A 23,662-nucleotide genomic window follows, 5' to 3' on the forward strand; every position below is an offset into this window, starting at 1 on the left:
TTACCGGAAGTTCCTCGGCCGGACGCGCAGCTGCGGGGCGTCGGGCTCGCCTAGGATCGTGCGGTGCTGGAAGTCGCGGTTGTAGTCCTCGGTGATGGGCTGGAGCCGGGCCCCCGACCCCGGCGGCAGGCCTCGGCGGTCCGGGCCGCCGCCCGAGCGGGCCTCGTCGCCGCGGCCGAAGCGTGTCGGCAGGCCGGCGTCGTCGCCGAGCCGGGCGAGGGCCGAGGACAGGTCCACGAGGCGCCTCGCGACCACGTGCCGGATCTCGCCTTCGCGCTGCAACTGGCCCTCGATGCCGATCATGCCGGCGGTGAGCACCGTGCGGCGGTAGCGCTCGAACAGGCTCGGCCAGACGATGACGTTCACGGGGCCGGTCTCGTCCTCCAACGTGAGGAACATGACGCCCTTGGCCGAGCCCGGCCGTTGGCGGCTGAGGACGAGGCCTGCGACGCGGACGGAAGACTTGTCGCGTAAGGCGTGCGCCTCGTCGGCGGTCAGCACGCGCTTCCGGCGCAGGGCGCGCCGCATGAAGACGAGGGGGTGCGCGCGAAGAGACAGCCCCGTCGAGACGTAGTCCTCGACCACCTCTCGACGCGTGGTCATCGCCGGGAGGTCGAAAGGTTCTTCCCGTGCCTCCGATGCGATCTTCCCCTCGGCATCGTCCGCTGCCTCGAAGAGGGGCAAAGGGGTATCCCGCAGGGCTGCGGCCTGCCAGCCCGCCCCGCGTCGGGTGAGGCCGCAGGCGGCGAAGGCGTCGCCCTCGACGAGCTTGCGGATGGCCTTGGCCGACAGGCCCGCCCGGCGCTGCGCATCTTCGGGACCCTGATAGGGCAAGCGCGCGCCGTCCGGCGTCCTGGCGAGGACGAGGCGCGCCGCCTCCGCCTCGGGCAGGCCCGACACCATGCGCAGGCCCATCCGCACGGCGAGCCAGCCTTTCGGCCCGGCCTCCTCTTCGAGCGTGCAGTCCCACCGGCTCGCATTGACGCAAGGCGGCCTTACCTCGACGCCGTGGTTCCGCGCGCACCAGACGAGCTGAGCGGGCGCGTAGAAGCCCATGGGCTGCGCGTTGAGGAGGGCGGCGAGGAACACGTCCGGGTGGCGGCACTTCGCCCAGGACGACACGTAGGCGATCCTCGCGAAGCTCGCCGCGTGGGACATAGGAAAGCCGTAGGAGCCGAAGCCTTCGAGCTGCGCGAAGGTCCGCTCGGCGAAGTCGCGGGAAAGGCCGTGCTTGACCATCCCCGTAATGAGCTTGTCTCGGAAGTGGCTCACGCCGCCCGTGTACTTGAAGGTCGCCATAGCCCTTCGAAGCTCGTCCGCCTCTCCAGGTGTGAAGCCGCCGCACCGAACCGCGATCGACATCGCCTGCTCCTGGAAGAGAGGGATGCCGAGCGTCTTCTCAAGGACCTCCTTGAACTCTGGCGTGGGATATTCAGTCTTTTCCAGCCCCTCGCGCCGCTTGAGGTAGGGATGCACCATCTGGCCTTGGATCGGTCCCGGCCTCACGACGGCGACCTCGACGGTCAGGTCGTCGAGGCTTCGCGGCTTCATCCGCGGCAGCATCGCCATCTGCGCCCGGCTCTCGATCTGAAAGACGCCGAGCGTGTCTGCCTTGCAGATCATCTCGTACACGTCCTCCTGCTTGTCGGGGACGGTCGTGAGGTCGTAATCCTCGCCCTTATGCTCGCGCAGCAGGTCGAAGAAGCGGCTCATCGCGCCGAGCATGCCGAGGCCGAGGACGTCGACCTTCATGAAGTGCAGGGCGTCGATGTCGTCCTTGTCCCACTCGATCACCTGACGGCGCTCCATCGCCGCGGGCTCGATCGGGACGAGGTCGATCAGGGGGTCCTTCGTCAGGACGAAGCCGCCGGGGTGCTGGCTGAGGTGACGAGGCGCGCCCATCAGCTGCCGCGCGAGGTCGAGCGTCATGCGCAGGCGGCGGTCGGCGAGGTTCAGCTTGAGGGAAGCGGCCTGCGCCTCGGTCACGCCCGCTTCGTCCCAGGCCCAGGTGAGCTTCGAGAGCTCGGCGGTCACGTCTTCGGGCAGGCCGAGCACCTTGCCCACCTCGCGGATCGCGCCGCGTGCGCGGTAGCGCACTACGGTAGCGGTCAAAGCGGCGTGGTCGCGCCCGTAGGTCTCGTAGACCCATTGGATCACCTCCTCGCGCCTGCCTGCGTCGAAGTCGATGTCGATGTCGGGCGGCTCGCCGCGCTCTTCGGACACGAAGCGTTCGAAGAGGAGGCCCTTGTTCTCGACGGGGTCGATCGAGGTGACGCCGAGCACGTAGCAAACGGCGGAGTTGGCCGCCGAGCCGCGCCCCTGGCAGAGCACGTTCAGCTGGTTCCGTGCGGCCTCGACGATGCGGTGAACGGTGAGGAAGTAGGGCTCGTAGGACAGCTTGGCGATGAGCGCGAGCTCCCGCTCGATCAGCACGCGCAGATCGTCCGGGCAGCCGGCCGGATAGCGGCGCGCGATCGCCGCCTCGACGACGCAGCGCAGCCGCTGCGCCGCGGTCTGTCCGTCCGCTTCCTCGTCCGGGTACTGGTACTGGAGTTCCGACAGGCTGAAGGCGCACGCCGCGGTCAGCGCCTCGGTGTTCGCCACCGCCTCGGGGTAGTCCTCGAAGAGCCGCGCCATCTCTTCTGGCGGTTTGAGGAACCGCCCTGCCGTCCGCTCCCGCCTGCGGCCCAGCGCTTCCACCGTGCAGCCCTCGCGGATCGCGGTGACGACATCCTGGAGCACGCGGCGAGACTCCGCGTGGTAGAGGACGTCGTTCGTCGCGATCGTGCCCACCCGCGCGGCCCGTGCGAGCCTGACCACGCGAGCCAATCGCTCGCTTTCGTCCGCCAAGAAGCGGCGGGTCAGCGCGATGTAGGCACGATCGCCGAACGTTTCTCTCAACCGGGCAAGGTCCAGCGTCATCCGCTCGCCGGGATCGTCTTGTATGAGGACGGCCTGCATCCCCTCGCGGTGCTCGGCGACGTCCTCCCACCCAAGGTCGCATGCCCCCTTGCCCGCGCGCCGCTTGCCGATCGTCAGAAGGCGGCAGAGGCGGGACCAGGCGGGTTTGTCCTGAGGGTAAACGAGGAGAGAGGTGCCGTTGTCGAGATCCAGCCGGCAACCGAGCACGGCGCGCACGCCCGTCACCTTCGCCGCCTCGTGCGCACGGACGAGGCCTGCAACCGAGTTCCGGTCCACGACGCCGAGCGCTGGCAGGCCGAGCATGGCGGCTTGTGCGAACAGCTCTTCGCAGGACGACGCGCCGCGCAAGAAGGAAAAGTGCGAGGTGCACTGAAGCTCGCAATAGGTACTCACGCGAAGACCCCATGTACGAACCATGAGGCCGTGCCTGCCGCTTCGTCGCGGGCGCGGAAGAGCCAGTAACGGCCACCCGCTTGTGTCTCCACGCGGTAGTAGTCGCGTGTTAGTGCGACCTCCTCGTCCGCACGCCACCACTCCGCCATCATGCATTCGGGCCCGTCCGCGCGGGTGACCTGATGCTGACATCCTCGCCAGGTGAAGCGGCGGGGCGGGTGGTCGGGCAGGAGGGCAAGAACCTCCACGGGCTCGGGCGGCTCTATCAGGAGGGCGGGGCGGGGGCCTCGGTCCCAGACGAGAATAGCGGGCGCTGCGAGCGGGCCCGTCCTGCGGCAGGACCGCTCAGGTAGATCGGCCTCGGTCGGCGCCACTCTGTACACGTGCCCGGGGCCTACCCGTGCCCCGATCCTGTCGATGAGGGGCTCGAGGGGCGGCGGGTTCTCCTCGCCCGTTACCCGCTGGCGTGCCTCGAGCCTGCCCGTCCTGACCGCGACGAGGTCCAGCCGCTCGATGCCGAAGCCTGGGTCTATCGTCTCCAGGCTCTCCTTGAACAGACGCCGAAGGTGGATGGGATCACGGCTCGATGCGGCGGCGCGTGCACGGAGGATCTGGACCTCTCCGTCCACCCGCCGGTAGTGGAGATCGAGGATGCGCACGCCGAGGCCGCGCCGGACGAGCGCGGCGCAAAGCTCGTCCGTCAGCCGCTCGAGCGCCGCCTCGATGCCGGCCTGATGCGCGATCGGCTCAGCGAGGCGCAAGCGGGCTCGGATGAGCTCGGGCGCTTCGATGGGCGTCAGGGGCTCCGGCATCCGCGCGTGCAGCCGGTCGAGGCGGCCCGTCAGATCGGGGCCGAACCGCAAGGCGAGGGAGGATCGAGGCGCCGCCGCGACCTCGCCGATCCGATCGAGCCCCAAGCGGCGCAGGGCGCTGCCCTGTGCCGGTGTCATCCCGAGGGCCGCGACGGGAAGGGGGGCCGCCGCTTCTTCCTCGCCCCCCGGCGGGACGATGCGGCCAGGCCCGTCCGTCCCTGTGCCGAACCGGGCGAGGGCCCAGGAGAGCGTGTGGCTCGATGACAAGGCGCCGCGTACTGAGAGCTTCGCCTTGCGCAGGCGTGTCAGCAGGTCGGACAGCAGCGCGGCCTCGCCGCCTGCCAAATGGTCCGCTCCGGTCGTATCGAGGACGAGCCCGTCCCGCCCGTCGGGCGCGACGAGCGGGGTGTAGCGCAAGGCCCAGACCGCGAGGCGGGCGAGGGACGCCGCGTCCGCCTCGCGGTCCGCCTCGAGGACCGTCAGCCCCGGCACGCTCGCTTGGGCCAGCGCGACGGTCTGCCCTTGCGCGACGCCGGCGGCGGCGGCGGCATAGCTCGCACATAGGACGAGGCGCTTCTGACCCGTTGCCTCCGCCACGACGAAGGGTTCAGGCGGCAAACCGCCGGGCCGTCGGGACAGCCTGTCGGCCGGCCACCGCGTCAGCCAAACGCAAGCGTAGCGGCGTCCCCGGCTCACTCTGCGGCTCCAGCGCGACGTCCCAGCTGCGGGGCTGCCCCCCGCGGCACCGGGTAAGCGCCAACCGCCAGGCAGCACGCGGCAAGCCGGATGGCGCGCGGGAGGGCAGGGCGGTGACCGTCCAGCGCGTCGCGCACGCCGTGCCCACCGACGGCGCCTGCCCGCGCCGCCAGCGCCGAAAGGTCAGGCAGGGCACACCGCCCGCCTCGCCTGCAAGCTGCAACCGCCGCGAGGCGGTGAGCGTCAGTCGCGACGCCTCGCACACGACGCCCGCGAGGCCGCCGTGACGCAGCGCCTCCTCTGCCACTGCCAGCACGTCCTCGTCCCGCCCCGCCTCCGCGAACAGGACACGGGACGGCGATAGCCCCGCCTCGGCAAGAGCGGGCGGAAACAGCGTCAGCCTCGGCAATACCCAGACCACCGGTCCGCGCGCCTGGCCGAGAAGCCAGGCCGCAAGCTGCACGCAGGCCGCCTCGTGCGGCAGGTCCGCCCCGCCGGGGCATAGCTCGTGACTGCCGAGCGCCAGCCCGCCGCCGGGCAGCGCCTCGTCGATCGGGGCGGCGCCGAAGGCCAAAGGCACCGCTTTCGGCACCTCGCTGCCCACGCCGATCTGCGCGCGCAAGGCTTCGATCTGCTGCGAACGAGACAAGTACGGCGGCCTCCATGGTCCATGAAGTTCGCTATATGTTCTCAATCCCGGCCGAAGGGCGAGTCGAGTCCGCAGGAGTCTGGAAAAGTCGCAAGGTCGAGGGAGAAGGAAGGGCGACCGCAACCGGGGGAAGTCGGGTCGCTACCTGAACTGCGCTGCGCCCGGGACGGATCGCAGCGCGGCCACGGCAGGGTTGTTCAGCCGAGCCGCTCGCGCCACCACACGATCTGCGCTCGGGCGCTTTCCGGCGACGTCCCCCCCTCGCTCGTGCGCCGCTTGAGGCTCGCGAGCGGGGTGAGGCCATCGAGCATCTCTTGGCTGACGGCGGGCGAGACGCTCTGTGCCTTGGCGAGCGGCAGTTCGTGCAGCTTGCAGCCCTCGTCCTCGCACAGGGCGACGAGGGCGCCGACGACGTGATGGGCGTCGCGGAAGGGCATGCCCGCTTGCGCCAGCATGTCGGCGACATCGGTCGCGGTGGCGAAGCCCTCGCCCGCATCCCGCGCCATCGCTTCGGTGTTCGGCGTCATCGTCTCGACCATGCGGGCGGCGATCTCCAGGCACTCTTCGAGGCCGTCGAGCGCGTCCATCAGCGGGCGCTTCGTCTCTTGCAGGTCCTTCGAGTAGGCCAGCGGCAGGCCCTTGGTCGCGACCGTCAGCGCGACGAAGGCGCCCGCTACCATGCCCGCCTTGCCGCGCAGCAGCTCCGCTGCGTCGGGGTTGCGCTTCTGCGGCATGATCGAGCTGCCGGTCGAGTAGGCGTCGGACTGCTTGATGTAGCCGAACTGCGGCGTCGCGAAGATGACGAGTTCTTCTGCGAGCCGCGAGAGGTGCGTGGCGCAGATCGAGGCGGCGGCCACCGCCTCCAAGCAGAAGTCGCGGGCCGAGACCGCGTCGAGGCTGTTGCGCATGGGGCGGTCGAAGTGCAGCGCCTCGGCCGTCGAGGGCCGGTCGATCGGGTGCGGCGTGCCCGCGAGCGCCGCCGCGCCGAGCGGGCTCTCGTTGAGGCGCGCGCAGGCGTCCGCCATGCGGCTCGCGTCCCGGCCCAGCATCTCGACATAGGCGAGGCACCACTGCGCGTAGGAGATGGGCTGGGCGATCTGAAGGTGGGTGAAGCCCGGCATCACGCTCTCCTCATGCCCTTTGGCCTGGGAGAGGAAAGCGCGCTGCGCGTCCTTCAGCGCCTCTTCGATCCTATGGAGCGACGCGCGGGTCCAAAGGCGGATGTCGGTCGCGACCTGGTCGTTGCGCGAGCGGCCGGTGTGCAGCTTGCCCGCGACCTCGCCGATCAGCTCGCGCAGCCGCCCCTCGACGTTCATGTGCACGTCTTCGAGGGCAGGCTTCCAGACGAAGGCGCCGGAGACGATCTCTTCGCGGACCCGCGCCAGGCCGTCGACGATCAGGTCGCTCTCGTCGCCCGAGAGGATGTCCTGCCGAGCCAACATGCGCGCGTGCGCGATCGAGCCCGCGACGTCCTCCATGGCGAGGCGCTTGTCGTCCTCCAAGCAGGCATTGAACCGTTCCATCGCCTCGGCGGGGCCGGCGCGGAAGCGGCCGCCCCACATGGAGGAGCGGTTGTCGTTGGAGCCATCGGCAGGATCGGTCATTTTTCGGCCCTCACGTGCAGTTCGCTGCTTGCGGGACGCATGGGTCGCGACTAGCGTCCCGTCAACCATGAGGACGTTCATGCATCTCCGACGTCGATACCGACGAGGCCGCGCGACCGCTCGCTGACACGAGTGTTCTCCCTTCCGTCGCGCCCGGCCCCCGTGCCGGGCTTTTGTTTTCCGAGAGAGGCTCCCTTGCCCCGCTCCTTCCTCACCACCGCAGACTGGTCTCAGGCCGAACTCCAGGCGCTCCTGGACGACGCCCGCGCGCTGAAGGCGGAGCCGCGTCAGTCGCGCCTCACCGGCAAGACGGCGGCCTTCGTCTTCTTCAATCCCTCGCTTCGGACCCGGACCTCGTTCCAGGTCGGCTTCGCGCAGCTCGGCGGCACGCCGGTCGTGCTGGACGCGGGCGGCACCTGGCCCTTGGAGTTCGCCGAGGGCGCGGTGATGGACGGCGATGCGGAGGAGCACGCCAAGGAGGCGGCGCGGGTCCTGTCGGCTTACGTCGACCTCATCGGGATCAGGGCCTTCCCGAAGTTCCAGGACTGGCAGGCCGAGCGCGAGGACCCGCTCCTGTCCGCCTTCGTGGCGCACGCGACGGTGCCGATCGTCAACATGGAGACGATCGTCCACCCCTGTCAGGAACTCGCCATGCTGATGGCGCTGCAGGACGCGCATGGCGAGTTCGCACGCAAGAAGATCACGCTGACCTGGACCTATCATCCGAAGCCGCTGAACACGGCGGTGATGAACTCAGGGCTCTTGGCGACGACCAAGATGGGCATGGACGTGACGCTCCTGGTCCCGTCCGAAGCCTACCTCCTCGACCCCATGTTCATGGAGCAGGGGCAGCGCTTCGCGAAAGAGAACGGCAGCACGCTGACGGTCACGACCGATGTCGAGGCGGCCTATGACGGCGCGGACGCGGTCTACGCGAAGTCTTGGGGACGGCTCGACCAGATCGGCCTGCCGATGGAAGAACGCCTGACGCCGCCGGAGTTCAAGCGCTTCATCGTCGACGAGGCGAAGATGGCGCTGACGAACGACGCGACCTTCTCCCACTGCCTGCCCATGCGGCGGAACGTGAAGGTCACGGACGCCGTCGCGGACAGCCCGCGCAGCCTCATCATCGAGGAGGCGGAGAACCGCCTTCACGTCCAGAAAGCCGTCATGTCCAAGCTGTTGGGGGCCTTATGAGCCAGAAGACCGTCGTCCTCGCCTTCTCTGGCGGCCTCGATACCTCCTACTGCGTCGCGGCGCTACGCGAGCAGGGCTGGCGGGTCGTCACCTACTACGTGCACTCCGGCTCGGTCGATCCGCAGGCGGAGGAGAGCATCGCCGCCCGCGCGATGGAGCTCGGCGCGGCGGACCACCGCACGCTGAACGCGGGCTCGCTCCTCTGGTCCGAAGTCGTCCTTCCCTTCTTGTGGGGCGGCGCGCGGCGCCAGGGGCGCTATCCCGTTCTCTGCGCCGACCGCTACGTCATCGCCCGGCTCGGGGTCGAGCTCGCGGACGAGGTCGGCGCCGACGCCATCGCTCATGGCTGCACCGGCATGGGGAACGACCAGGTTCGCTTCGACGTCACGCTTCAGGCGCTGACGGAGCGCCCGGTCCTAGCGCCGATCCGCGACATTCAGGACAAGGACAACGTCCGCGAGTACGAGATGGCGTTCCTCAAGGAGCGCGGCTTCGCCGTGCCGGAGCGGGCGTCGAAGTACTCGGTCAACGAGAACCTCCTCGGCGCGACGCTGTCGGGCGGCCCCATCGACCAGTGGGAGGTGCCGGGCGAGGACGCGCGCGTCCTGACGGCCGGAGCCCAGGATTGGCCGCGAGAGCCCCTGTCCCTGAGCGTGCAGTTCGAGGACGGCGTGCCGGTCTCGGTGGACGGGAAGAAGGCGGAGGGCGCGGCGCTCTTGAAAGCGCTCAACGACTGCCTCGGCCCTTACGGCGTCGGCTACGAGATCTACACGGGCGACACGCTCGTCGGCCTCAAGGGCCGGATCGTCTTCGAGGCGCCGGGCCTCGCCGCGCTCGAGGCCGCCCATACGGCGCTCTGCGAGGCGGTCAGCAGCCGTGAGCAGAACGGTTTCCGCCGCACGGTGGGCGAGGCGTGGTGCGACCTCGTCTATGACGGCCGCTACTACGACCCCCTGCGTGACGACCTCGAAGCCTACCTCTCCTCGAGCCGCAGGCGGACGACCGGCGAGGTCGAGCTGCGCGCGGCGGGCGGCACCGTCCACGCCGTGGCGGTGCGCTCCGACAACATCCTGAAGCGCCCCGGCGCGGTCTATGCACAGAAGGCGGCATGGACCGGCGAGGTGGCCGAAGGTTTCACCGGCCTCTTCGGCCAGTCCACGGTTCTGTGGCGGAGGAGAGATCGGGAATGAACAAGGCAACTACGACTGGCTTCGGTGCGGCGCTCGCCGTGCTTGGCCTCACGGCGCTCGGCGCCTGCGCGTCGAACGCGCCCTACGCGTCGCCGCGCGCCATGCTCGACTGCCAGACGCCGGCCCCCGAAGGGCTCGACGCGGCGGCGGGCGAGCGGATCGCGGTCTACAAGCTGACGGGCGAGAAGGCCCGCAAGCTCGCCGAGCGCAACCAGCGCGACGGCTTCTACCGCTACGGCGACGGGCGCTACTCCTACGTGGTGAAGCCCTGCGCCGCGGGCTCGATGACCGCGTTCGACGCGACTTATTACGGGACCGAGCGCCTGCTCGTCGTCTCGGGCTTCGCTATGGGCAACGTGATGCCCGCCGAGCGTCAGGCCCTTCTGGTCGAGACGCCGGGCGAGGTCGAGCGCGTCGCCTACGTCTTCTCGACGGCGGAATGATCATGGGGCGGGGCGGATGACGGAGCGGCTAAACCGCATCTTAAGCCGGCTCGCCCCGCTGATCGCCGCGGACACGCAGAACCCGCCGCGTACGATCGCGTCGGATGGCCCCCTCGCTGCTGCCGTGCGCGAAGGGCTGCCGGGCTTCGACCTCGACGTGACCGATCTCGGGAACGGCTCGGTCATCTTCGACGCCGTGCGAGGGCGCCCGTCCGTCCTCTTCAACGTTCACCTCGACACCGTACCCGCCGCCCAGGGCTGGTCGCGGAACCCGCACGAGCTGCTGAGAGCCGAGGACCGCGCGATCGGCCTCGGCGCCTGCGACATCAAGGGAGCGGCAGCCGTCCTCATGGCGCTCGCCGCAGAGACGGACGCGCCCATGCGCCTCGTCCTCACCACGGACGAGGAGGCGGGGAAGTCCTGGTGCGTGCGCCGCTTCTTGGAGACGCCGCCGGACGTGGACTTCGCGGTCGTCGCCGAGCCGACCGAGGCGCGGGCGGTGACCCGGCACCGAGGCCTCGTCAGCGCCTCGGCCCGGTTTTCGGGGCGCAGCGCGCACGCGTCCGAAGCCGTCACGCAGTCCGCTGTCCACGACGCCGCGCGATGGATCGGGGCGTGCCTCGAAACCGAAATCGGTCCGCAGAACCGGCTGAACTTCGGCCGGATCGAGGGCGGGGTGAAGCCCAACATGGTCGCGGCCAGCGCCGAGGTCCTCTACGGCTTCCGCGCACAGCCCGGCACGGACCACGAGGCGGTCCTCGCCGAGCTTCGCGCGCTCGCACCCGATGCCGAGCACACGACGCGCTTCACGGGCCCGGCCCTGCCTTCGGACGCAGGAGGGCCGGCCACGAAGGCGCAGGCCCTAGCCGCGGACCACGTTCGTCGTTATGGCCTCGCGCCTGGCGAGCCGGTGCACTTCTTCACCGAGGCCGCGCTCTTCGCCGCGGCGGGCGTGCCGGTCGCGGTCCTTGGGCCCGGCAGCATCGCTCAGGCGCACACGGCGGACGAGTGGGTGTCCTATGACAGCCTGCTCGCCACTTACGAGGCTTACGAACGGATCGTGACCGGATGACCGAGCCCAGCTTCCGCGACCAGGCGAGCCTTTTGCTCGCGAACCTGCGCGAGGGGCGGGAGGTCCGCGCCTACCTCGACCAGTTCTCGGCGGCGGATGAGGGCTGCTTCGCCGTCGTCAAGGTCGGCGGCGCGCTGATGGCGCAGGAATTGGAGACGCTAGCCGACAGGCTAGCGCTTCTGCAGGCGCTGGGCTTGCGCCCCGTCATCGTCTTCGGCGCCGGCCCGCAGCTCGACGGGCGCCTCGGCGCGGCCGGCATCGGGACCGAGCGGCGGGACGGGCTGCGGGTGACGCCCGCCCCGGCCATGCCGATCGTCGCGGCGGAGACCGCGCGGACCGGCCTCCTTCTGGTCGAGGCGATGCGTGCCAGGGGCGGGAACGCCGTCCTCGTCCCGCCCGGCACGATCACGGCGCGCCTCCTCGATGCCGAGCGCTACGGCCATGTCGGCGAGGTCGCGGGCATCGACGAGGAGGCGCTTCGCGGCCTCCTCGCCTCGGGCATGGTGCCGCTCATCGGCTGCGCGCACCTCGATGCGGAGGCGCGGCTCCTCAACGTCAATGCCGACGACGTCGCGCGGCAGGTCGCCCTCGCGCTGCGGCCGCAGAAGATCGTCTTCCTCACAGGCACGGGCGGCATGCTCGACGGCGAGGGGCGGATCGTCGACTCGATCAACTTGGCGACCGATCTCGAGGGTTTGCGCGCGGCCGACTGGGTCCATGGCGGGATGGCGCTCAAGCTCGATCAGATCGCGCAGCTCCTCTCCGAGCTTCCCCTATCGAGCTCGGTCTCGATGACCGACGCGAACAACCTCGTGCGCGAACTCTTCACCCATGGCGGGGCGGGCACGCTGATCCGTCAGGGCGAGCGGATCCTGACCGAGGAAGGCGCCGACGCCCGCGCGCTGACCCCGTTGATCGAGCGCGCCTTCGGGCGGCGCCTGCGGCCGGACTACTGGCAGCGGCTCGACGCGGCCTACTCGATCAGGACCGAGAACACCCGCGCCGCCGCGATCGTGACCGACCTCGGTCCCATGCACTGCCTCGACAAGTTCGCCGTCGACCCCGACGCCCGGGGGGAGGGCCTCGCCAAGGCGGTATGGGCACGGCTCAAGGCGCGCTCGCCGCGCCTCGTCTGGCGCAGCCGGGCACGCAACCCGTTCAACGCCTTCTATGCGAGCGAGGCCGACGGCTTCCTCCGCCGGGGTTTCTGGCACGTCTACTGGTATGGCGACGCGGACCTCGCCGCGATCGAACTCGGCGAGAAGCTGGCGAGCCTGCCACCCGACTTCGAGGAGGCGGCATGAAGACGGTCGGCCTGATCGGGGCGCGCGGCTACGTCGGACGAGAGGTCGTACGGTTGGTCGAAGCCGATCCCGGCTTCTCCCTCGCGCTCGCGACGTCCCGCGAGCTTTGCGGGAAGACCCTGGGTGAGGCGTTCGAGGGCGCGACGGGCAGCCTGACGATCGAGCAGCTCGGACCGGAAGAGGTCGCCGCACGCCGCTGCGACGCGTATGTCCTAGGCCTACCGAACGGTCTGGCCGCCCCGTACGTCGAAGCGATCGAAGCGGCTTCGCCGGACAGCGTCATCGTCGACCTCAGCGCGGACTACCGGGACACGCCGGGGTGGACCTACGGTCTGCCGGAACTCGGGCGGGCGCCGATCCGCGCGGCGAAGCGGATCGCGAACCCCGGTTGCTACGCGACGGCGGCCATACTCGCTCTGTGGCCGGTGCGGGACCTCTTCGTCGGCATACCGTCCGCCTTCGGCGTCTCGGGGTACTCCGGTGCGGGAACGACGCCGGGGCCGAAGAACGATCCCGCGCGACTGCGTGACAACGTGCTGCCCTACGGCTTCGGCGGACATGGGCATCAGCACGAGATCACACGCGCAGTCGGCCATCCCGTCGCCTTCGCGCCGCACGTGGCGCAGTTCTTCCGTGGGCTCATCGTGACCTGCACCGCGCCGCTGGCGCTCGGTCATACCCTCGCCGAGTTGAAGGGGCGGTACAGGGCGTCCTACGCCGACAGTGCCGTCGTACGCCTGCAGGACGAGCCGCCGGAGCCTGCGCAGGTCGCAGGGACCGCCGCGGCCGTCATCGGCGGCATGGCGCTCGACGAGGACACGAACGTCCTGACCGTCGCTTGCGCACACGACAACCTGCTCAAGGGCGCGGCCAGCCAAGCGATGGAGAACCTCCGCCTGGCCTTCGGTATGACCTGATCAGCTTCGTCCGATCGAACGGTAGGTGAACCCTGCTTCGCGCATGATCTGAGGCGTATAGACGTTCCTGAGGTCGACCAGCACCGGCGAGGCCATCAGCTTGGACACCCGGTCCATGTCGAGGGCACGGTAGGCGTCCCACTCCGTCACGAGCACTGCGGCGTCCGCGCCCTCCAACGCTTCGTAAGGGCCCGAACAATAGGTCAGGTCTGGAAGGTGCTTCTTCGCCTCGTGCATTCCTTCGGGGTCGTGCGCCTTCACGGTCGCGCCCATCTTCTGAAGCGCCGGTACGATGTCGAGCGCGGGGCTGTCGCGCATGTCGTCCGTGTTGGGTTTGAAGGTCAGGCCTAGGACCGCGACCGTCTTGCCCTTCAGGCTTCCGCCTGCGGCGTCGGCGATCCGCGCCGCCATGGACCGCTTCCGGGCGTCGTTGATTTCGACCACCGCCTCGACGATGCGGGTCGGTGCGCCGACGGACTGTGCGGTCCTGGCGAGGGCGAGCGTGTCCTTGGGGAAGCAGGAGCCGCCATAGCCGGGGCCGGCATGGAGGAACTTCTTCCCGATGCGGCCATCGAGGCCGATGCCCTTGGCGACCTGCTGGACGTCCGCGCCGACCTTCTCGCAGATGTCGGCGATCTCGTTGATGAAGGTGATCTTGGTCGCGAGGAACGCGTTGGCTGCGTATTTGGTCAGCTCGGACGTCGTCCGGCCGGTGAACAGGATCGGCGTCTCGTTGATGAAGAGAGGACGGTACAGCTCGCGCATCACGTCGCGCGCCTTCTCGTCCTCGGCGCCGACGACGACCCGATCCGGACGTTTGAAGTCCGAAATGGCTGCGCCCTCGCGAAGGAACTCGGGGTTGGAGGCGACGGAGAAGTTATCACCCGGGACGAGGTCCGGCCGCGCTTCCCGAATGATCTTCTCGACCTCGGCGCCGGTGCCGACGGGGACGGTGCTCTTCGTGACGACGACCACGTAGTCGCCGATCAGCTTCGCGACCTCTTCGGCCGCGGCGTAGACGTAAGAAAGGTCGGCATGGCCGTCGCCGCGTCGCGAGGGCGTACCGACCGCGATGAAGACCGCGTCCGCGCCCGGCATGGCCTCTTCGAGGGAAAGGGTGAAGGACAGGCGCCCCGCCTCAACGTTGCGCGCGACGAGCGTGTCGAGGCCGGGCTCGTAGATCGGCATCTCGCCTTTCAGGAGGCGGTCGATCTTGCCCGCGTCCTTGTCGACGCAGACGACCTCGTGACCGAAGTCCGAGAAGCAGGCGCCCGAGACGAGGCCGACATAGCCCGTTCCGATCATCACGATGCGCATAGCGGTCCCTCTTGCTCGCGTTGGCTGCTTGTCGCGTCAGCGAAGCGCGCTGGCAACCTATCGGCGGCGATAGAGGTCCGCGCGCCACGACGCACCGTTCACGCGGCGCCGCGATGGGCCGAAGGCGGCGGCCAGCTCCGCCGTTAGCCGATCGACGTTCACCTCTGCGTCGTCGAAGCGCTTCAGATGATTGACCGTGACGAACCGCCCACCCGGCTTGAGGGCGGCGGCAAGGCTTCCGATGAGATCGCGGCGGGCCCGATCCGGCAGGTAGTAGAGCACCTCGCTCGCTATGGCGGCATCGAAGGCGGCGCGGGGCAGAGCGCAGGGCAGGATCGCTCGCCGGACTTCTACGTGGCGCTCGGCACGAAGACGTCTCTTCGCGATCTCCACCGCGCGGCTCGAGCCGTCCAAGGCGAGAAGGCGCAGAAAGCGCGGGGCTAAGGCAAGGGTCGAAACGCCCGGACCACACCCGATCTCGAGCCCGCAGGCGAGGCGGTGGGACCCTAGAAGGGTGCCGACGACGCGCCGCTTGTGCTCTTCGGTCCAGAGGCTCCGGTAGCGCCACGGATCATCGCTCGCCGCGTAGAGCGTCTCGAAGTGGCGAAGGTGACCCGAGACCTTGTCTTCACAAGACATAGGTTTCGTGCGGTCCGGTCATCGTGCGTCGCTGCGGCGAGGTCAGGGCGAAACCTTCGGGATCGTCGCCGACGACCGCGCCGAGCTGGCTGAGGTGCGCGTCGAGGGCGAATTGCTTTTGCAGGCGGGCGGCGCCGAGACGAAGGCGGACGCTCCGTCCCTCGCCAGGCAAAGGGTCGTCGCCCGCCGCCCCTAAGAGCGGCGTCCAGACCAGATACTCGGCAAGGCGGGCGCCGGTCCGGTCGCAAGCGGCCCGTCCGAGCGCGTAGGCGGTCTGGTGATCGCAATGCGGCTCCCGCCGCCAGGTCGTCAGAACCAGGCCCGGTCGGACCCGCACGATCAGTGCCGCCAAGCGCCGAAGGGCCGTGTCGCGCTGGCTTAAAGGGATGCCGAGCGTTCCGGCGTCCGGAAGTCCGAGGAGGAGGGGCGGCGTGTCGACGCCGAGCCTTGCGAGCGCACGCCGAAGTTCGGTCGTTCGGAGCCTGGCTAGCCTTCGCGGCGGCCAATCGCGGCTTTGCGGGTGCGATGCGGCGCCGTCGGTAAGGAGCGCGACGTGAACGGGAACGCCGCGCTGGCGAGCTTGAACGATCAGGCCCCCGCAGCCGAGCGTCTCGTCGTCGGGATGCGGCGCGATCGCGACGATACCGCGCCCCGCGCCCGACAGGCGGGCGAAGGCGGCCCAATCGACCGGTCGGTCAATCATCGAAGACGGGCCTGTACGATCCCTGCGCCGCGGCGCTGCCCGCCCGGACCAAGGCGGCATCGGGCGCAGGCTGGCGAAGGTAGACGGTGAGATCCCGCACGGCGCGTTCGAGGTCGTGCCCGGCCATGAGGCCGCTGCAACCCACCGAGCGGATGGCGAGGTCCGTGACCCGGCTTCCCGCCTGCACGGTCAGGGTCCGGGCCGCGTCGGCGATCAGGGCGTCCTCGGCAACGCCTTCTGATTCTGTCCAGGCGATTGCCCGGGCGAGGCGGGCATAGGCCGTGCGCACGCCGCCATAGGCTGCCTCGCACTCGGCCAGCATCTCGCCGAGCCGGGCGGCCTGATGCGGGTCCGCCTCGCGTCCGGTTCTGGCGAGGTGCGAGCACGCCGCGTCCCAGACGGCGAGGATGCCGCCTAGCTGAACGGCGACGAAGCGCACCGCGCCGCCGCCGAAGTAGGGTTGCGCGAGGTACGCGTTTCGTCCGCTGAGCCGGTCCGGGCCGCCGACCTCGATCCCGTCGATCTCGACTGCGAAGCTGTCGGTCGTCGCCATGCCGAGCGGCCGCCACCAGGCCGGATCGAACCGCCCAGCGAGACGTTCCGCCTCCAAGACGAAAGCGTGCGTGTCTCCTTCCTCGTCCTTGACGATGATGATGGCGGCGGAGAGCGCGCTCGCGCCGGAGGCGTAGGTCTTGCGCCCGCGCAGAACGTTCCCCTCGATCCGCCCTGGCCGGGCGAAGTCGTCGGCGCCCCAAACGCCGAGGAGGCCGCCTTCCTCGGCGAGCCCCCTCGCCCAACTCTTCTGATCCGGCGTACCGAGCCGTTCGATCAGGCCAAGCGCGTTGACGTGCCCCTCATAGAGGCGACCGAGGGCAAGGTCGCCCCGGCCGACCGCCACGAGCACGTCGAACATACCAGGTGGGACCTCTCGGCTGCCCGGCGCCGATAGCTCTTCGATCGTCTCGGCGCGAAGGTAGCTGCCTTCTGCGAGCACGTTCACGCCATCCGCCGGAAAAGCGTCCGTCCGCGCCCCCCGAAGGCGTTCGGTCAACGCGGTAAGCGCGGCGCTCACGCCGTTCCTGCCACGGGTCTCGCCGCGTAGCGCGCCATGGCGGCGTCGAGGCCGTGGATCGCGGCCTCGACCGGCTCGAGCGCCGCAGGCTCGTCCGTGAAGGCGCTGGCATGGGACGGATCGCGCAGCAGGCGCGCCAGGGTCATGTCGTGCCGCTCGACGAGGCAGGGCGCGTTCTGCGCCGCGCGTAGCACGTTCTGGGCAAGGGCAGTTGCCATGCCGCCTACGGCGCGGCCGGTCATCCGGGTGTAGACCGAGACGGCGAAGCCGCAGGCGCGGTCCACTCGCAGACCGGCTCGATCGGCCGCGAGGACGAGGCGCTTGTCCTCGTCGAAAGGGACCGAGGCGAAGCCGCCAAGCGCATCGTAGGCCGCGAAGCGGATCGCGATGCCCGCCCCTCCATAATCGTCGTGAAGCGGGGGGTAGGGAACCTGGCCCGTCCTTACCGTCTCGGCGAGCGTCCGGACCTTGTGTCGCCACAGGACCGCGGGCGTACCCCAGGCCAGAGCCGCTTCGGGGGCGGGGTCGAAGGGGTCGGCGATGCAGTCGATGCGGGCGAGGACGAGGTCCGCGGCCCCGTCGAACGCGCCTTCGGCGAGGCGGAAGGCGTCCTGGGCCAGCTGCGCGTCCGCGTCCGTCGTGAAGAGGAGGTCCTGCGGGTGCGCCCCGAAAACGTGCCGGGCGGCTTCGACCGAGGCGCGGCGGGCCCCGCCCGCGTGGTTGTCCTGGCTGGGCAGGTCGGCTTCGACGACGGCGAGGTCGATCCGCGAAAGATCGCATGCCATCCGGCGCGCGATTGCGGCCGTGTCGTCCTCGCACCCATTGGCGAAGACCAGAACGCCGACCTGGGCTCGCGCTCCCGCCGCGGCCAGATCCAGCGCACAAAGCGCAGCCGGCAATCGCTCCGCCTCGTTGCGTGCCGGCAGCGCGACGATCCAGCGGGGCGATAGGAAAGCGGTCATGGGCGCCTAACACCTTAATGAGGCGGCGGTTTCCTCCGCCTCACGGGGTTAAGCAAAGAGCGTGCAGGCCCCCTCGTCGGCGGGACCGACCTTGGAACGCAACCCGCCGAAGAGTTCCCTTCCAAGACCATCATGCGTGTTCGCGACGTAGACCTCGGGCGCACGGTCCATCAGGTCCCCGACCTTGGCTTCGAGGGTGCCGGCGTTCGCGTCGAGCCGGATGACGTCGCCGTCGCGGACGCGGGCGATAGGGCCACCGTGGATCGCCTCGGGCGTGACGTGGATCGCCGCCGGCGTCTTGCCAGACGCACCGGACATGCGGCCGTCGGTAACAAGCGCGACCTTGCGTCCGCGGTCCTGAAGCACGCCGAGCTGCGGAGAGAGCTTGTGAAGCTCCGGCATGCCGTTCGCGGCGGGCCCCTGAAAGCGCAGCACGGCGACGAAGTCCCGGTCGAGCTCGCCTGCCTTGAACCGTGCGAGGAACTCGTCCTGGGTGTGGAAGACGATCGCCGGCGCCTCCACCACGCGGTGTTCGGGCGCGACGGCGGAGGTCTTGATGACCGAGCGGCCGAGGTTGCCCTCGAGGAGCTTGAGGCCGCCTTGCGCAGCGAAGGGCTTCTCCACGGTACGGACGATATCGGTGTTCAGCGAGTGTTCCGTCCCCTCCCGGAAGACGAGCTCGCCGTCCTTGAGGATCGGCTCTTTCGTATATTCCGATAGGCCCGGGCCCATCGCGGTGACGACGTCGTCGCAGAGAAGGCCCGACTTCAGAAGCTCGCGCGTGACGAAGGCGAGGCCGCCCGCCGCGTGGAAGTGGTTCACGTCGGCGGGGCCGTTGGGATAGACGCGCGCCAGAAGGGGCACGACGCTCGACAGCTCGGCGATGTCGTCCCAGGTGAGGATCCAGCCTGCGGCCCTGGCCATCGCGACGAGGTGCAGCGTGTGGTTGGTCGAGCCGCCCGTCGCGTGAAGGCCTGCCACGGCGTTGACGAACGCGCCTGCGCTGCAGACCTCCGCCATGCAGAGCTCGGGACCCATCTTCACGACCCGCTTTGCCGCCTCGCGGGTCAAGGCGTTCCGAAGCGGCGTGCCCGGATTGACGAAAGCGGCGCCCGGCAGGTGAAGCCCCATCAGCTCCATCAGCATCTGGTTCGAGTTCGCCGTGCCGTAGAAGGTGCAGGTGCCGTGGGAGTGGTAGGAGTCCATCTCGCCCTGAAGCAGCTCCTCGCGGCCGATCTTGCCCTCGGCGTAGAGCGCGCGGATGCGGGCCTTCTCCTTGTTGGGCAGGCCGGAGGTCATCGGGCCGCCCGGCACCATCAACGTCGGCAGGTGGCCGAAGGACAAGGCGCCGATCGTCAGGCCAGGAACGATCTTGTCGCAGATGCCGAGGCACAGGACCGCGTCGAACATGTCGTGGCTAAGACCGATCGCGGTCGCCATCGCGATGACGTCACGGCTGAACAGTGACAGCTCCATGCCGTCCTGGCCTTGCGTGACGCCATCGCACATCGCGGGAACGCCCGAGGCGACCTGCGCCGTCGCGCGGACCTCTCGCGCGGCCTCGCGGAGAATCTTGGGATAGTCCTCGTAAGGCGCGTGCGCCGACAGCATGTCGTTGTAGGCGGTGATGATGCCGATGTTCTTGACCCCGGCCTTCAGGGCCATCTGGTCTTCTCGGCTCTGCGCACCGGCGAAGCCGTGGGCGAGGTTGCCGCAGGCGAGGTGATCGCGGCGGCCGCGGCCGCGCATGGACGCGACCTTCTCCATGTAGGCGGCGCGGGTGTCGCGGCTGCGCTCTTCGATCCGGTCGCGGACGGATTTGACGGTCGGGTGCATGGGGTATCCTAGTCGGCGTAAAGGACGCGCAACGGGGCGCCGTCCGCATGGAGGATCGCGCGGACCGGCATGTCCTCCACCTGGCCAGCGCGCATCGCCTCTTCAAGCACGGCGCGCTTCTTTTCTCCCGTTACGAGGAGGAGGATCGAACGCGCCCCGAGGAGGCCTGCGCGGCTGAGCGTGAGGCGGGCGTAGGGCGCGCCGGGGGGCAGGGGGTCCGGGGTGACCTTGAAGACTTCGTCCGCGGGGCCTTCGAGCGCTTCTTTCAGCCCCGGCGAGTTCGGGAACAAGCTCGCCGTGTGCCCGTCGTCGCCCATGCCGAGAACGATCAGGTCGAGCGGCGAGAAGGCGTCCGGCAGGTGGTCGAGCCCTACCATCGGCGTCAGCTTCGCCGCGGACGCGTAGTCCTTCAGAAGATGTTCCCGAAGCAGCTTGTCGTTGCGCGCGGGCGTGTCGTCCGGCGCGTCGCGCTCGTCGGCGAGGGTGACGTGAACCTTGTCCCAGTCGAACTCGGTCTCCGACAGCGCCTCGTAGAGCGGCACCGGGGTCGAGCCGCCGGACAGGGCACAGGACGCCGCGCCGCGCTCCTCGACGCCTGCACGCAGCGCGTGCAGGCACGCGGTCTTCGCCGCTTCGGTCATCGCCTCGCGGCTTTCGAAGGTCTCGATCATGGTTTCCTCCCGCGTGCGGCTACTCGTACCAGGAGTGGCCGTTGCGCTCCGTAAGGGAATGCTTCGACGAGGGGCCGGTTCCGCCCGAGCGGTAGGACTTCGGCCGCATGCCGCGTGCTTGCCAAGCATCGATGATGCCGTCGATCCAGCGCCAGGCGGCTTCCTGCTCGTCCCGCTGGACGAAGAGCGCCGGGTTGTCGTTGAGCGCGTCGAGGATCAGCTGCTCATAGGCGATGCGGCGGCGCGCCGTGTGGTGCTCGGCGAGCGACAGGTTCAGCCCCAGCTCCTGAAGCGGCATGCCCTCCGCCGTCAGGCCCGGCTTCTTGTTCATGATCTGCAGCGTGATGCGCTCTTCGGGCTGCAGGTTGATGATGAGCTCGTTCGGGTTGGTCTCCGCCCCGAAGATCGAGTGCGGCACCTCGCGGAAGCGGATGACGATCTGCGTGTTGCGCTCGGCCATGCGCTTGCCGGTCTCGAGGTAGAAGGGCACGCCGGCCCAGCGCCAATTCTCGACCTCCGCGGCGATCGCGACGTAGCTCTCGGTGTCCGAGTCTTCGTTCTCGACATCTTCCTTGTAGGAGGAGGCGGGGGCGCCCTGCTCGGCGTAGCCGCCTTCGTACTGGCCACGCACCGTCTTGTGTTCGACGTTCTCGGGCGTGATCGGGGCGAGGGACTTGAGGACCTTCACCTTCTCGTTGCGCACGCTGTCGGCCGAGAGGCTGGTGGGCGGCTCCATCGCGACGAGGCAGACGAGCTGGAGAAGGTGGTTCTGCACCATGTCGCGGATCGCGCCGTACTCGTCGTAGTAGCCGCCGCGCCCCTCGGCACCGACCGTCTCCGCGATGGTGATCTGCACGCTCTCGATCGCCTGAGCGTTCCAGAGCGGCTCGAATATCCTGTTGCCGAAGCGCAGCGCGATGAGGTTCTGGACGGTCTCCTTGCCGAGGTAGTGGTCGATCCTGAACGTCCGGTCCTCCGAGAACGCCTCGGCGACCGTCTCGTTGATCTCGATGTTCGAGGCGAGGTCCGAGCCGATGGGTTTCTCGACGACGATCCGGTTCGGCGCCTTGGAAAGGCCGTTGGCCTTCAGGCCCTGGCAAACCGCCCCGAAGATCGACGGGCTCGTCGACAGGTAGAAGACGATCTCGTCCTGACAGTACGCCTTGAGATGCTGAGCGAGGTTCTCGAAGCTCTGAGGCTCGCTCGCATCGACCGAAACGTAGGAGATACGCTGGGCGAAGGCGTCGAAGACGTCCGGGTCGTAGCGGTCCCCCGCACGCTCCTGCACCCACTCGCGGACCGCCTCGCGGAACTCGGCGTCCTCGCGCTCGGACCGCGAAGTCGCGACGATCTTCTGCTCCTCGGCGAGGAAGCCCTCGAGGTGCAGGAAGTAGAGGCTGGGGAACAGCATGCGCCGGGCGAGGTCGCCGGTGGCGCCGAAAAGGACGAAGGTGCAGGCGGTGCTCAAGAGACGGGCTCCCGGGGAGTGAGGGTTCGGGGCCGCCTTACCCACGATGCATGGCGGCGCTCAAGTCCGGGGCGCGGGAGGGTACGGTTTCGCACGCTTGTCGGCCGGAGGCGGGCGGGGATAGGCTTCCTTCGGGAAGAGAAGGAGGGGTCTTATGGGATCGGGAAGCAGAGTCGCGGTCGCCGCATTGCTGCTCGCCGCATGCGCGAGCGATAGCGAGGAGTCGAAGGGGCCCTCGAAGGCGACCCCGACCGTCCAAGAAGAGCCTGAATTCTCTGACTCCATCGTCGTCACCGGCGTGCGTTCTGAAAGCGCGGCGGCGCGAGCATACGCACCGATGCCGCCCCCGGGCGGTTACTACGAACAACCCGCCGACACATCCCGCTTCGACAATGGCGAGCCGAGCGGCATCCTCCGCGTCGCCGACGCCCCCGTCAGCACCTTCTCGGCGGACGTCGACACCGCTTCCTACTCCATCGTCCGCCGCTTCTTGAACCAGCAGGCCCTGCCGCCCTCCGAGGCCGTGCGGATCGAGGAGATGATCAACGCCTTCGACTACGACTACTCAGCTCCGAAGAGCGCGGACGAGCCCTTCGCCGCGGACGTCTCGGTGTTCGGGACGCCTTGGAACGAGAAGACCGAGCTCATCCGCATCGGCGTGCGCGGCTACGACCTCGAGCCCGAGGAGGTGCCGGACAGCAACGTTGTCCTGCTGCTCGACGTGTCGGGCTCGATGAACGCCCCCGACAAGCTGCCGCTTCTCAAAGAGTCGATGAAGCTCCTGGCGGGCGAACTCGGCGAAGACGACACCCTCGCCGTCGTCGTCTATGCGGGTGCGGCGGGCGTCGTGCTCGAACCGACCGGGGGCAACGAGAAGCTCGCGATCCGCGAGGCCCTGGACCGCTTGAGCGCCGGCGGCTCGACCGCGGGGGGAGAGGGCATCGAACTCGCCTACGACCTCGCCGAGCAGAATTTGCGGAAGGATGCGGTCAACCGCGTGATCCTCGCGACCGACGGCGACTTCAACGTCGGCGTCACTTCGGACGAAAGGCTCGAAGACCTCGTCGCGCGCAAGCGCGAGACCGGCATCTACCTCTCGGTCCTGGGTTTCGGAGCCGGGAACCTCAACGACACGATGATGCAGCGCATCGCGCAGAACGGGAACGGCGTTGCAGCCTACATCGACGACCTTGCCGAGGCGCGACGGGTCCTCGTGCGCGAGTTCACCTCGTCGATGTTCCCGATCGCCGAGGACCTGAAGTTCCAAGTCGAGTTCAACCCGTCGGCGGTCTCCGAGTACCGCCTGATCGGCTACGAGACGCGGGCCCTGCGAGAAGAGGACTTCGACAACGACCGCATCGATGCCGGCGACATCGGCTCCGGCCACACGGTCACCGCGCTCTACGAGGTGACGAGGGCGGGGGAGGCCGGGAGCCTGCCGGACCGCCGCTACGACGAGAAGGACGCGGCCCCTTACGACCCGGACGCTGAGCTCGCCTTCCTGAAGATCCGCTACAAGCGTCCGGGCGAGGACGACAGTCGCCTGATCACACGGCCGATCACGCCTGCGGACAGGACGGACGCGCCAAGCGAGGACGCCCGCTTCGCCGCCGCGGTCGCGGCGCTCGGCGAGAAGCTCGGCCGGTCGGGCCGTGCCGACGGGCTCTCCTACGACGCGCTGATCGAGATGGCGAACGGGGCCAAGGGGCGCGACGAGTACGGCGACCGCGCGGGCTTCGTGCAGCTGGTGCGAATCGCCGAGAGCCTGGACAGGCCTGGCGAGGGGGACTGACGG

General features: G+C 69.3%; 19 protein-coding genes. 7 read left to right on the plus strand and 12 right to left on the minus strand.

Annotated elements, in window-relative coordinates; all coding sequences use genetic code 11:
- The 4 genes from GGQ59_RS04550 to argH all read right to left on the minus strand — a co-directional run bounded on the left by GGQ59_RS04550 (position 1) and on the right by argH (position 7,076).
- Positions 1-3,339: an error-prone DNA polymerase gene (locus GGQ59_RS04550; RefSeq protein ID WP_183816207.1), complete on the minus strand. Its 3,339-nt coding sequence runs from the start codon at positions 3,337-3,339 to the stop codon at positions 1-3.
- Positions 3,312-4,724 (minus strand): DUF6504 family protein, encoded by a 1,413-nt coding sequence (locus GGQ59_RS04555; protein WP_221400863.1) that lies wholly within the window; start codon positions 4,722-4,724, stop codon positions 3,312-3,314. Before GGQ59_RS04555 ends, GGQ59_RS04550 begins: the two co-directional genes overlap by 28 nt.
- Positions 4,725-4,734: 10 nt before the next feature.
- The gene (locus GGQ59_RS04560; RefSeq protein WP_183816211.1) at positions 4,735-5,472 is read right to left on the minus strand and encodes an ImuA family protein; all 738 of its coding nucleotides are present in this window, start codon (positions 5,470-5,472) and stop codon (positions 4,735-4,737) included.
- Positions 5,473-5,669: 197 nt separating this feature from the next.
- Positions 5,670-7,076, minus strand: a complete 1,407-nt coding sequence (gene argH, locus GGQ59_RS04565; RefSeq protein ID WP_221400864.1) for an argininosuccinate lyase — start codon at positions 7,074-7,076, stop codon at positions 5,670-5,672.
- Positions 7,077-7,271: 195 nt separating this feature from the next.
- On the opposite strand from argH, the gene GGQ59_RS04570 reads away from it, so the two are divergent.
- The 6 genes from GGQ59_RS04570 to argC are packed head-to-tail and all read left to right on the plus strand — an operon-like array spanning position 7,272 to position 13,199.
- Complete coding sequence (locus GGQ59_RS04570) at positions 7,272-8,273, plus strand: N-acetylornithine carbamoyltransferase (RefSeq protein ID WP_183816213.1); 1,002 nt, start codon at positions 7,272-7,274, stop codon at positions 8,271-8,273.
- The gene (locus GGQ59_RS04575; protein ID WP_183816215.1) at positions 8,270-9,463 is read left to right on the plus strand and encodes an argininosuccinate synthase domain-containing protein; all 1,194 of its coding nucleotides are present in this window, start codon (positions 8,270-8,272) and stop codon (positions 9,461-9,463) included. The genes GGQ59_RS04570 and GGQ59_RS04575 overlap by 4 nt, the downstream gene beginning before the upstream one ends.
- Entirely contained in the window at positions 9,460-9,906 is a 447-nt protein-coding gene (locus GGQ59_RS04580; RefSeq protein WP_183816217.1) for a hypothetical protein, read from the plus strand. Before GGQ59_RS04575 ends, GGQ59_RS04580 begins: the two co-directional genes overlap by 4 nt.
- A gap of 16 nt (positions 9,907-9,922) precedes the next feature.
- Positions 9,923-10,978: an acetylornithine deacetylase gene (locus GGQ59_RS04585; protein ID WP_183816219.1), complete on the plus strand. Its 1,056-nt coding sequence runs from the start codon at positions 9,923-9,925 to the stop codon at positions 10,976-10,978.
- Positions 10,975-12,282: an acetylglutamate kinase gene (locus GGQ59_RS04590; RefSeq protein WP_183816221.1), complete on the plus strand. Its 1,308-nt coding sequence runs from the start codon at positions 10,975-10,977 to the stop codon at positions 12,280-12,282. Before GGQ59_RS04585 ends, GGQ59_RS04590 begins: the two co-directional genes overlap by 4 nt.
- Positions 12,279-13,199 (plus strand): N-acetyl-gamma-glutamyl-phosphate reductase, encoded by a 921-nt coding sequence (gene argC / locus GGQ59_RS04595; RefSeq protein ID WP_183816223.1) that lies wholly within the window; start codon positions 12,279-12,281, stop codon positions 13,197-13,199. The genes GGQ59_RS04590 and argC overlap by 4 nt, the downstream gene beginning before the upstream one ends.
- Here the strand turns inward: argC and GGQ59_RS04600 are convergent, their stop codons facing one another.
- The 8 genes from GGQ59_RS04600 to zwf are packed head-to-tail and all read right to left on the minus strand — an operon-like array spanning position 13,200 to position 21,867.
- The gene (locus tag GGQ59_RS04600) at positions 13,200-14,516 is read right to left on the minus strand and encodes a UDP-glucose dehydrogenase family protein (RefSeq protein WP_183816225.1); all 1,317 of its coding nucleotides are present in this window, start codon (positions 14,514-14,516) and stop codon (positions 13,200-13,202) included.
- Positions 14,517-14,573: 57 nt separating this feature from the next.
- Positions 14,574-15,155, minus strand: coding sequence for a class I SAM-dependent methyltransferase (locus tag GGQ59_RS04605; protein ID WP_183816227.1), 582 nt, complete (start codon positions 15,153-15,155; stop codon positions 14,574-14,576).
- Positions 15,145-15,858, minus strand: coding sequence for a PIG-L deacetylase family protein (locus tag GGQ59_RS04610; protein WP_183816229.1), 714 nt, complete (start codon positions 15,856-15,858; stop codon positions 15,145-15,147). Before GGQ59_RS04610 ends, GGQ59_RS04605 begins: the two co-directional genes overlap by 11 nt.
- Positions 15,851-16,930 carry an acyl-CoA dehydrogenase family protein gene (locus tag GGQ59_RS04615; RefSeq protein WP_183816231.1) on the minus strand — a complete coding sequence of 360 codons (1,080 nt, stop codon included), beginning with the start codon at positions 16,928-16,930 and terminating at the stop codon, positions 15,851-15,853. The genes GGQ59_RS04610 and GGQ59_RS04615 overlap by 8 nt, the downstream gene beginning before the upstream one ends.
- Positions 16,927-17,892 carry a glycosyltransferase family 2 protein gene (locus GGQ59_RS04620; protein ID WP_183816233.1) on the minus strand — a complete coding sequence of 322 codons (966 nt, stop codon included), beginning with the start codon at positions 17,890-17,892 and terminating at the stop codon, positions 16,927-16,929. Before GGQ59_RS04620 ends, GGQ59_RS04615 begins: the two co-directional genes overlap by 4 nt.
- A gap of 48 nt (positions 17,893-17,940) precedes the next feature.
- Positions 17,941-19,728 (minus strand): phosphogluconate dehydratase, encoded by a 1,788-nt coding sequence (gene edd, locus GGQ59_RS04625; RefSeq protein ID WP_183816235.1) that lies wholly within the window; start codon positions 19,726-19,728, stop codon positions 17,941-17,943.
- An 8-nt stretch (positions 19,729-19,736) separates the two neighbouring features.
- Positions 19,737-20,399: a 6-phosphogluconolactonase gene (gene pgl / locus GGQ59_RS04630; RefSeq protein WP_183816238.1), complete on the minus strand. Its 663-nt coding sequence runs from the start codon at positions 20,397-20,399 to the stop codon at positions 19,737-19,739.
- 19 nt (positions 20,400-20,418) lie between these two features.
- Complete coding sequence (zwf, locus tag GGQ59_RS04635) at positions 20,419-21,867, minus strand: glucose-6-phosphate dehydrogenase (protein WP_183816240.1); 1,449 nt, start codon at positions 21,865-21,867, stop codon at positions 20,419-20,421.
- Positions 21,868-22,204: 337 nt separating this feature from the next.
- Here zwf and GGQ59_RS04640 point away from each other — a divergent pair, with 337 nt between their 5' ends.
- Positions 22,205-23,659: a vWA domain-containing protein gene (locus GGQ59_RS04640; RefSeq protein WP_183816243.1), complete on the plus strand. Its 1,455-nt coding sequence runs from the start codon at positions 22,205-22,207 to the stop codon at positions 23,657-23,659.
- Positions 23,660-23,662: the final 3 nt, after the last annotated feature.

The sequence above is a fragment of the Parvularcula dongshanensis genome, from assembly GCF_014199615.1.
Lineage (GTDB): Bacteria > Pseudomonadota > Alphaproteobacteria > Caulobacterales > Parvularculaceae > Parvularcula > Parvularcula dongshanensis.

Coding starts and splice junctions, on each gene's coding strand:
- GGQ59_RS04620 (WP_183816233.1), bottom strand. CDS start 17,892: ATGACCGCTTTCCTATCGCCCCGCTGGATCGTCGCGCTGCCGGCACGC.
- GGQ59_RS04600 (WP_183816225.1), bottom strand. CDS start 14,516: ATGCGCATCGTGATGATCGGAACGGGCTATGTCGGCCTCGTCTCGGGC.
- GGQ59_RS04605 (WP_183816227.1), bottom strand. CDS start 15,155: ATGTCTTGTGAAGACAAGGTCTCGGGTCACCTTCGCCACTTCGAGACG.
- GGQ59_RS04585 (WP_183816219.1), top strand. CDS start 9,923: ATGACGGAGCGGCTAAACCGCATCTTAAGCCGGCTCGCCCCGCTGATC.
- GGQ59_RS04575 (WP_183816215.1), top strand. CDS start 8,270: ATGAGCCAGAAGACCGTCGTCCTCGCCTTCTCTGGCGGCCTCGATACC.
- GGQ59_RS04640 (WP_183816243.1), top strand. CDS start 22,205: ATGCCGCCCCCGGGCGGTTACTACGAACAACCCGCCGACACATCCCGC.
- GGQ59_RS04610 (WP_183816229.1), bottom strand. CDS start 15,858: ATGATTGACCGACCGGTCGATTGGGCCGCCTTCGCCCGCCTGTCGGGC.
- edd (WP_183816235.1), bottom strand. CDS start 19,728: ATGCACCCGACCGTCAAATCCGTCCGCGACCGGATCGAAGAGCGCAGC.
- GGQ59_RS04580 (WP_183816217.1), top strand. CDS start 9,460: ATGAACAAGGCAACTACGACTGGCTTCGGTGCGGCGCTCGCCGTGCTT.
- argH (WP_221400864.1), bottom strand. CDS start 7,076: ATGACCGATCCTGCCGATGGCTCCAACGACAACCGCTCCTCCATGTGG.
- pgl (WP_183816238.1), bottom strand. CDS start 20,399: ATGATCGAGACCTTCGAAAGCCGCGAGGCGATGACCGAAGCGGCGAAG.
- GGQ59_RS04590 (WP_183816221.1), top strand. CDS start 10,975: ATGACCGAGCCCAGCTTCCGCGACCAGGCGAGCCTTTTGCTCGCGAAC.
- GGQ59_RS04550 (WP_183816207.1), bottom strand. CDS start 3,339: ATGGTTCGTACATGGGGTCTTCGCGTGAGTACCTATTGCGAGCTTCAG.
- argC (WP_183816223.1), top strand. CDS start 12,279: ATGAAGACGGTCGGCCTGATCGGGGCGCGCGGCTACGTCGGACGAGAG.